Annotated in this window: 11 protein-coding genes; 10 read left to right on the forward strand and 1 reads right to left on the reverse strand. The window is 37.8% G+C overall.

From position 1 onward, the window contains the following. Nucleotides 1-156: 156 nt before the first annotated feature. Nucleotides 157-363: a 2-hydroxymuconate tautomerase family protein gene (locus FIM44_RS08255; RefSeq protein WP_001115888.1), complete on the reverse strand. Its 207-nt coding sequence runs from the start codon at nt 361-363 to the stop codon at nt 157-159. Between the two features lie 146 nt (nt 364-509). Here FIM44_RS08255 and recR point away from each other — a divergent pair, with 146 nt between their 5' ends. Genes recR through FIM44_RS08305 form a run of 10 tightly spaced genes read left to right on the forward strand, consistent with a single transcriptional unit; the run spans nt 510 to nt 7,936 of the window. Continuing rightward, the gene (gene recR / locus FIM44_RS08260) at nt 510-1,091 is read left to right on the forward strand and encodes a recombination mediator RecR (RefSeq protein ID WP_001099598.1); all 582 of its coding nucleotides are present in this window, start codon (nt 510-512) and stop codon (nt 1,089-1,091) included. Continuing rightward, nucleotides 1,088-2,233, forward strand: a complete 1,146-nt coding sequence (truD, locus tag FIM44_RS08265; RefSeq protein WP_140579728.1) for a tRNA pseudouridine(13) synthase TruD — start codon at nt 1,088-1,090, stop codon at nt 2,231-2,233. The genes recR and truD overlap by 4 nt, the downstream gene beginning before the upstream one ends. Then, the gene (gene htpX / locus FIM44_RS08270) at nt 2,220-3,152 is read left to right on the forward strand and encodes a zinc metalloprotease HtpX (protein ID WP_238699910.1); all 933 of its coding nucleotides are present in this window, start codon (nt 2,220-2,222) and stop codon (nt 3,150-3,152) included. The genes truD and htpX overlap by 14 nt, the downstream gene beginning before the upstream one ends. Continuing rightward, nucleotides 3,153-3,695: a GTP cyclohydrolase I FolE gene (gene folE, locus FIM44_RS08275; RefSeq protein ID WP_000426949.1), complete on the forward strand. Its 543-nt coding sequence runs from the start codon at nt 3,153-3,155 to the stop codon at nt 3,693-3,695. Nucleotides 3,696-3,710: 15 nt separating this feature from the next. Further along, nucleotides 3,711-4,622, forward strand: coding sequence for a polyprenyl synthetase family protein (locus FIM44_RS08280; RefSeq protein WP_140579732.1), 912 nt, complete (start codon nt 3,711-3,713; stop codon nt 4,620-4,622). Then, complete coding sequence (gene surE / locus FIM44_RS08285) at nt 4,619-5,422, forward strand: 5'/3'-nucleotidase SurE (protein ID WP_000722441.1); 804 nt, start codon at nt 4,619-4,621, stop codon at nt 5,420-5,422. The genes FIM44_RS08280 and surE overlap by 4 nt, the downstream gene beginning before the upstream one ends. Next, complete coding sequence (locus FIM44_RS08290; protein ID WP_000041790.1) at nt 5,419-6,078, forward strand: hypothetical protein; 660 nt, start codon at nt 5,419-5,421, stop codon at nt 6,076-6,078. Before surE ends, FIM44_RS08290 begins: the two co-directional genes overlap by 4 nt. A gap of 1 nt (nt 6,079) precedes the next feature. After that, nucleotides 6,080-6,682, forward strand: a complete 603-nt coding sequence (locus FIM44_RS08295; RefSeq protein WP_140579734.1) for a 6-pyruvoyl trahydropterin synthase family protein — start codon at nt 6,080-6,082, stop codon at nt 6,680-6,682. A gap of 2 nt (nt 6,683-6,684) precedes the next feature. Next, nucleotides 6,685-7,440 (forward strand): 7-carboxy-7-deazaguanine synthase QueE, encoded by a 756-nt coding sequence (locus FIM44_RS08300; RefSeq protein ID WP_140579736.1) that lies wholly within the window; start codon nt 6,685-6,687, stop codon nt 7,438-7,440. A 10-nt stretch (nt 7,441-7,450) separates the two neighbouring features. Further along, nucleotides 7,451-7,936, forward strand: coding sequence for a GNAT family N-acetyltransferase (locus FIM44_RS08305; protein WP_140579738.1), 486 nt, complete (start codon nt 7,451-7,453; stop codon nt 7,934-7,936). Nucleotides 7,937-8,069 lie beyond the last annotated feature (133 nt).

Below are 8,069 nucleotides of genomic sequence, written 5' to 3' on the forward strand. Positions count from 1 at the left end.
TTTTTATGAAACGCATGGCAAAGGGTTAAACACCTCTTTGTTTTTTAAACGCCTTGTCATGTTCAATGTGAGTTATGTTTATAGTTTTTAGGGGGTTAGGGGAACAGACACCCCTTAAATGTTAGTGCACCGCAATCTTTGAATTTTAAAAACTCTTTAGTTTTTTTGCCTCAAATGATGGACACTCTCGCCCCCAAGACCATAATTATTAGAATCCACCTCATCTATAATGACCACAACAGAAGCCTTGTTTTTATTTAACACCTTAACCATCAAATCTGAAACCCCTTCAATCAATTGCTGTTTTTGCTCGTTTGTTGGCCCTCCATTTTCTGGCACCAGTTTGATATTGATAAACGGCATATTATTCCTTAAAATTGAGATAATGTATTATAGTGCTTTTGTTTAAACTCTTTATTAGCACCTTTTAATATTAAACTCTCTTTTAAAAAACCATAAAAGCCCTTTTAATCTCTTTCAAGTCAAGTTAAGTTTGATATACTAACAGAATGAATACTTATAAAAACAGCTTGAATCACTTTTTAAATTTAGTGGATTGTTTAGAAAAAATCCCCAATGTGGGTAAAAAGTCCGCCTTTAAAATGGCGTATCATTTGGGTTTAGAAAACCCCTATCTGGCGCTAAAGATCACGCACGCTTTAGAGAACGCCCTAGAAAACCTTAAAACATGCGCATCTTGTAACGCGCTCAGTGAGAGTGAGGTTTGTGAGATTTGCTCTGATGAGAGCAGGCAAAATTCTCAGCTTTGCATGGTTTTACACCCAAGAGATGTGTTTATTTTAGAAGATTTAAAGGATTTTTTAGGGCGCTATTACGTGTTAAATTCCATAGAAGAAGTGGATTTTAACGCCCTAGAAAAACGCTTGATTGAAGAAAACATTAAAGAAATCATTTTTGCTTTCCCTCCCACTTTGGCTAATGATTCTCTAATGCTTTATATTGAAGACAAATTACAGCATTTCCACCTCACTTTCACTAAAATCGCTCAAGGCGTGCCTACTGGAGTGAATTTTGAAAATATCGACTCAGTTTCGCTCTCAAGGGCGTTTAATTCAAGGATCAAAGCATGAATTTAAATTTTATGCCCTTATTGCATGCTTATAACCATGCGAGCATTGATTTTCATTTCAATTCTAGCGCTAGGGATTTTTGCGTGCATGAAGTGCCTTTGTATGATTTTAGCAACACAGGCGAACATGCCGTTATCCAAGTGAGAAAAAGCGGTTTAAGCACTTTAGAAATGCTTCAAATTTTTTCTCAAATTTTGGGGGTAAGAATCGCTGAATTGGGTTATGCGGGCTTGAAAGATAAAAACGCGCTGACGACTCAATTCGTCTCACTCCCTAAAAAATACGCCCCTTTATTAGAAAAAAATACGCATAATTTGCAAGAAAGAAACCTTAAAATCCTGTCTTTGAATTACCACCATAATAAAATTAAATTAGGGCATTTAAAGGGGAATCGCTTTTTTATGCGTTTTAAAAAAATGACCCCCCTAAACGCTCAAAAAACAAAGCAGGTTTTAGAACAAATCGCACAATTTGGCATGCCTAATTATTTTGGCTCGCAACGCTTTGGGAAGTTCAATGACAACCACCAAGAGGGTTTAAAAATCTTACAAAATCAAACGAAATTCGCCCACCAAAAATTAAACGCTTTTTTAATTTCAAGCTATCAAAGTTATTTGTTTAACGCGCTTTTAAGCAAACGATTAGAAATCAGTAAAATCATCAGCGCTTTTAGTGTCAAAGAAAATTTAGAATTTTTCAAACAAAAAAATTTAAATATCAATCCAGACACCCTAAAAGCCCTTAAAAACCAAGCCCACCCCTTTAAAATCTTAGAAGGCGATGTGATGTGCCATTACCCTTATGGGAAGTTTTTTGACGCTTTAGAATTAGAAAAAGAGAGCGAAAGGTTTTTGAAGAAAGAAGCTGCGCCTACGGGGTTATTAGACGGCAAAAAAGCTCTTTATGCAAAAAATTTGAGTTTAGAAATTGAAAAAGAATTCCAGCATAATCTTTTAAGTAGCCATGCTAAAACGCTAGGCTCTAGGCGGTTTTTTTGGGTGTTTGCAGAAAATATAACTTCTCAATATGTGAAAGAAAAAGCGCAATTTGAATTGGGATTTTACTTGCCTAAAGGGAGTTATGCGAGCGCGTTGCTCAAAGAAATCAAGCATGAGAAAGGAGAAAATAATGACGAATTTTGAAAAAATTATCGCGCAAAACAGACTCAAAACAAACGCGGTTTTAGCGACTTACTGCGTGATTTTTGCTTTTATTGGGTTGTTGGTGGATGTTATTAGAATTAATGCTAATGATTTAGGAATAGCTCTTTTTAAACTCATGACTTTTCAAATTTTTCCTACGATCACCATTATCATGTTTTTAGTGGCTTTTGTCATTATTGTTGTTTGTATCCAAAATTTTAGCTCTATCATGTTAAGCGGTGATGAATACAAGCTTATTGACCCAAGCAAGGTTTTAAGCTCTAAAGAAAATCAAATCCATCGCCTTTTGTTAGAGCTTTTAGAAGAGGCTAAGCTTCATTTTGAGCCTAAGCTTTATATCATTAACGCCCCTTACATGAACGCTTTTGCGAGCGGGTGGGATGAATCTAATTCCCTTATCGCTCTTACAAGCGCTTTAATAGAGAGGTTGGATAGAGATGAATTGAAAGCCGTGATCGCTCATGAGCTCAGCCATATCAGGCACAACGACATCCGCTTGACCATGTGCGTGGGGATTTTAAGCAATATCATGCTGTTAGTGGCTAATTTTAGCGTGTATTTTTTCATGGGGAATCGCAAGAATAGTGGGGCGAATTTAGCCCGAATGATTTTATTACTCTTACAGATCGTTTTGCCTTTTTTAACGCTCCTTTTGCAAATGTATTTGAGCCGCACACGAGAATACATGGCCGATAGCGGGGCGGCGTTTTTAATGCATGACAATAAGCCCATGATTAGAGCCTTACAAAAAATTTCCAACGACTATGCGAACAACGATTACAAGGGCATAGATCAGAACTCCACCCGATCGGCGGCTTATCTTTTTAACGCTGAAATGTTTAGCACCCACCCTAGTATTAAAAATCGTATCCAATCTTTATCCAAGCGTGTGATCTAAATGGAAAATTTTTTCAACCAATTTTTTGAAAATATCGGCGAAGATAAGAATAGAGAAGGTCTAAAAGAGACGCCTAAAAGGGTTCAAGAATTATGGAAATTCTTGTATAAAGGCTATAAAGAAGATCCTAAAGTGGCTTTAAAAAGCGCGTATTTTCAAGGCGTTTGCGATGAAATGATAGTGGCTCAAAACATTGAATTTTACTCCACTTGCGAACACCATTTGCTCCCTTTTTTGGGGAATATCAGTTTAGGATACATTCCTAAAGAAAAGATTGTAGGCATTAGCGCGATCGCTAAACTCATTGAAATTTATAGCAAACGCTTGCAAATCCAAGAAAGGCTGACCACTCAAATTGCAGAAACCTTTGATGAAATCATAGAGCCAAGGGGCGTGATTGTGGTTTGTGAAGCCAAGCATTTGTGCATGAGCATGCAAGGGGTGCAGAAGCAAAATGCGATCATTAAAACAAGCGTTCTAAGAGGTCTCTTTAAAAAAGACCCTAAAACCAGAGCTGAATTTATGCAACTCTTAAAATCTTAGGTTATAATTCTAGGCATGAATAGCTCTAATTTATCCTTTTATTATAATGAGTGCGAGCGTTTTGAAAGCTTTTTAAACCACCATCATTTACACCTTGAAAGCTTCCACCCTTATTTGGAAAAAGCCTTTTTTGAAATGGTGCTTAATGGGGGTAAAAGGTTCCGCCCTAAGCTTTTTTTAGCCGTGCTTTGCGCGTTAGTGGGTCAAAAGGATTATTTTAACCAACAAACAAAATATTTTAAAATCGCTTTAAGCATTGAATGCTTGCACACTTATTCGCTCATCCATGACGATTTGCCATGCATGGATAATGCCGCTTTAAGGAGAAACCACCCCACTTTACACGCTAAATACGATGAAACCACAGCCGTTTTAATCGGCGATGCGCTCAACACTTACTCTTTTGAATTGCTTTCAAATTCTTTATTAGAAAGCCATATCATTGTGGAATTAATCAAAATCTTAAGCGCTAATGGGGGGATTAAAGGCATGATCTTAGGGCAAGCTTTGGATTGCTATTTTGAAAACACGCCCTTGAATTTAGAGCAACTCACTTTCTTACACGAGCATAAAACCGCTAAATTGATTAGCGCAAGCTTGATGATGGGGCTTGTTGCGAGCGGTATTAAAGATGAAGAGCTTTTTAAATGGCTTCAGGCTTTCGGGTTAAAAACAGGTCTTTGTTTTCAAGTGTTAGATGATATTATAGACGTTACACAAGATGAAGAAGAAAGCGGTAAAACCACTCATTTAGACAGCGCTAAAAATAGCTTTGTGAATTTATTAGGGCTAAAAAAGGCAAGCGATTACGCTCAAACTTTAAAAACAGAGGTTTTAAACGATTTAAACCTACTAAAACCCGCTTATCCTTTATTGCAAGAAAATTTGAACGCATTATTGAACACTCTATTTAAAGGCAAGACATGAAAAAAATTTTACTCACCAACGATGATGGCTACCATGCAAAAGGCATTAAAGCTTTAGAACAGGCTTTAGAAGAAATGGCAGAAATTTATGTGGTCGCCCCCAAGCATGAAAAAAGCGCATGTTCGCAATGCATCACCATCACCGCGCCTTTAAGAGCGGAGAAAATTAAGGGCAAAGAAGGCAGGCATTATAGGATTGATGATGGCACGCCAAGCGATTGCGTGTATCTGGCTATTAATGAGCTTTTTAAACATGTTTGTTTTGATTTAGTGATTTCAGGGATCAATCTTGGATCTAACATGGGCGAAGACACGATTTATTCTGGAACGGTGGCCGGAGCGATTGAAGGCACCATCCAGGGCGTGCCTTCCATTGCGATTTCTCAAATCCTTTCTAACAAAAATAAAAACACTCCCCTAAATTTTGATCTGGCTCAAAAGATCATCCAGGATTTAGTCCAAAACATTTTCACAAACGGCTACCCTTTAAAAGGGCGCAAACTCCTAAATGTGAATGTCCCTAATTGCTCCTTACAAGAATATCAAGGCGAACGCATCACCCCTAAGGGCTATAGGTTGTATAAAAAAGAAGTGCATAAGCGCACAGACCCCAAAAACGAAAGCTATTTTTGGCTAGGGCTGCACCCTTTAGAATGGCAAAAGCGCGAAAATGAAGACAGACTCTCTGATTTTGACGCTATCGCTTCAAACCATGCCTCTATCACGCCTTTAAATTTAGACTTAACCAGTTATGATGATCTAAAAAGCTTGGAATCTTGGCATGAGGGAATGTTAAAGTGAGTAAAAATCACCGCTTGGCTTTTTTAGGGCTAATTGTTGGGGTGTTTTTTTTCTTTAATGCATGCCAACACCGCTTGCACATGGGGTATTATTCAGAAGTTACAGGGGATTATTTGTTCAACTATAATTCCACTATCGTGGTGGCTTATGACAGAAGCGATGCGATGACTTCTTATTATATCAATGTGATTGTTTATGAATTGCAAAAATTAGGCTTTTACAATGTCTTCACGCAAGCGGAATTCCCATTAGATAAAGCCAAAAATGTGATCTATGCGCGCATTGTCCGTAACATCTCAGCTGTGCCGTTCTACCAATACAATTACCAGCTGATCGATCAGGTCAATAAACCTTGTTATTTTCTTGGGGGGCAGTTTTATTGCTCCCAAACCCCTACGGATTATTACGCTATCAATGGCTTTAGCGAGCAAATTTTAATGAGCGCTAATTCGCATTTTATTTTGGATTGGTATGATGTGGTGTTGCAAAAACGGGTTTTATATGTGGATGGGAGCGTGAGCGGGAGGACTTGCGGCTATCAAATGCTGTATAGGGATTTGATTAAAAGCACGATCAAGCGCATTGATTTTAACCGCCCTGAACGCTACTACTATAATTTAAGACTGCCCCTTTATCAGCCATGTTATAGGCAATGAAATGGTTATCAGGCGATTGTATAAATTTTGTGCTAGCCATGTGGTGCGCAATTGTTCTTCTTTAAAATGCGCTCAAAATATCCATGGGCATAATTATGAAGTGGAGGTTTTTATTGAAACCAACCGCTTAGATAGCGCGAACATGGTGTTAGATTTTGGGTTGATGCAACAAGAAATGCAAGTTTTCATTGAGTCGTTTGATCATGCCCATCATTTTTGGGACAAAGAAAGCGATGAGTTCCAGCGTTTTATAGAAAATCATTGCGTTCGTTACGTGAAATGCTCGTTTAATTTGAGTGCAGAGAGTTACGCCCTCATGTTTTTATACTACCTTTCAAGGATTTTACAAAAAAGCGTTTTTTCTAATAATGAAGGGGAATTAAAAGTCTCTAGCGTGCGCGTGCATGAGACTAAAAACGGCTATGCTGAAAGCTTTTTAAACGATTTAGAAAACCCTCATTTTAAATCTTTAGTGCATCCAAATTGCGTTTCTTTTTCACAAGGCATTCAAAATTTGTGGCATGATAAGGACTTTTTCAATAAAATCATTAGCGATGAAAAACAATGCTTTTTCCACGCTAAACCCTTACACCAGATCCCTTAAAAATGAAACTCCCGGTCGTTGAGAGCTTTTTTTCCTTACAAGGTGAAGGAAAAAGGATAGGCAAACCCAGTCTTTTTTTACGCTTAGGGGGGTGTAACCTTTCTTGCAAGGGCTTTAATTGTAAAACCTCATTGTATGATGAAATTCTAACAGGTTGCGACAGCTTGTATGCGGTGCATCCTAAATTCAAAACATCTTGGGATTATTACAACGATCCTAAACCCTTGATTGAACGATTAGAGGATTTAGCCCCTAATTATAAACATTTTGATTTCATTCTTACAGGCGGGGAGCCAAGCTTGTATTTCAATAACCCTATTTTAATCAGCGTTTTAGAGCATTTTTATCGCAAAAAAATCCCTTTATTTGTAGAGAGTAACGGCTCTATTTTTTTTGAATTCAGCCCCATTTTAAAAGAATTGCATTTCACTCTGAGCGTCAAACTCTCTTTTTCTTTAGAGAAAGAAAGCAAGCGGATCAATCTTAAAGCCTTGCAAAATATCTTAAATAACGCTAAAAGTGCGCATTTTAAATTTGTTTTAGAGAGCAAAAACGCCGCTCAATCTATCATAGAAATTCAAAACCTTTTGAAACAACTCCCATTAAAAAATAATGAAATCTTTTTAATGCCCTTAGGTGCAACGAATAAGGAATTAGACAAAAATCTCAAAACCCTAGCCCCCCTAGCCCTAGAGCATGGTTTCAGGCTGAGCGATAGGCTTCATATCCGCTTGTGGGATAATCAAAAAGGGTTTTAAAAAGTTAATCATGACCATCAAAGTTTTTTCGCCCAAATACCCCACTGAATTAGAAGAATTTTATGCTGAGCGCATCGCTGACAACCCTTTAGGGTTTATCCAACGATTGGATCTTTTGCCTAGCATTAGTGGGTTCGTTCAAAAATTGCGCGAGCATGGCGGGGAATTTTTTGGAATGAGGGATAAGGGGAAGCTCATTGGGATTTGTGGGCTTAATCATATCAATCAAACAGAAGCAGAGCTGTGTAAATTCCACATAAATACCGCTTATCAATCCCAAGGACTGGGTCAAAAACTCTATGAGAGCGTGGAGCGATACGCTTTAATCAAAGGCTATACTAAAATCTCTCTGCATGTGAGCAAGAGTCAAATCAAGGCATGCAACCTCTATCAAAAGCTGGGTTTTGTGCGCATCAAAGAAGAGGATTGTGTGGTGGAGTTGGGCGAAGAGACTTTGATTTTCCCCACTCTTTTTATGGAAAAGATTCTGTCTTGATTAGTGCATCCATTTGACACATGCCCAAGCGACATTCAAACTATCAAACTTTCATTAACACAGCCTGATTAATTTTAAATAAACCCTAAAACAAACGCTTGTTTTTAAAATTTTGTTTCAATATGAAACACTA

Origin of the sequence: Helicobacter pylori, assembly GCF_006440215.1 — a bacterium.
Lineage (GTDB): Bacteria > Campylobacterota > Campylobacteria > Campylobacterales > Helicobacteraceae > Helicobacter > Helicobacter pylori_CS.

Bases quoted from the DNA above. Each gene is read 5' to 3' on its own strand.
- recR (WP_001099598.1), top strand. From the start codon at position 510: ATGAATACTTATAAAAACAGCTTGAATCACTTTTTAAATTTAGTGGAT.
- FIM44_RS08305 (WP_140579738.1), top strand. From the start codon at position 7,451: ATGACCATCAAAGTTTTTTCGCCCAAATACCCCACTGAATTAGAAGAA.
- folE (WP_000426949.1), top strand. From the start codon at position 3,153: ATGGAAAATTTTTTCAACCAATTTTTTGAAAATATCGGCGAAGATAAG.
- htpX (WP_238699910.1), top strand. From the start codon at position 2,220: ATGACGAATTTTGAAAAAATTATCGCGCAAAACAGACTCAAAACAAAC.
- surE (WP_000722441.1), top strand. From the start codon at position 4,619: ATGAAAAAAATTTTACTCACCAACGATGATGGCTACCATGCAAAAGGC.
- truD (WP_140579728.1), top strand. From the start codon at position 1,088: ATGAATTTAAATTTTATGCCCTTATTGCATGCTTATAACCATGCGAGC.
- FIM44_RS08255 (WP_001115888.1), bottom strand. From the start codon at position 363: ATGCCGTTTATCAATATCAAACTGGTGCCAGAAAATGGAGGGCCAACA.
- FIM44_RS08280 (WP_140579732.1), top strand. From the start codon at position 3,711: ATGAATAGCTCTAATTTATCCTTTTATTATAATGAGTGCGAGCGTTTT.
- FIM44_RS08300 (WP_140579736.1), top strand. From the start codon at position 6,685: ATGAAACTCCCGGTCGTTGAGAGCTTTTTTTCCTTACAAGGTGAAGGA.
- FIM44_RS08295 (WP_140579734.1), top strand. From the start codon at position 6,080: ATGGTTATCAGGCGATTGTATAAATTTTGTGCTAGCCATGTGGTGCGC.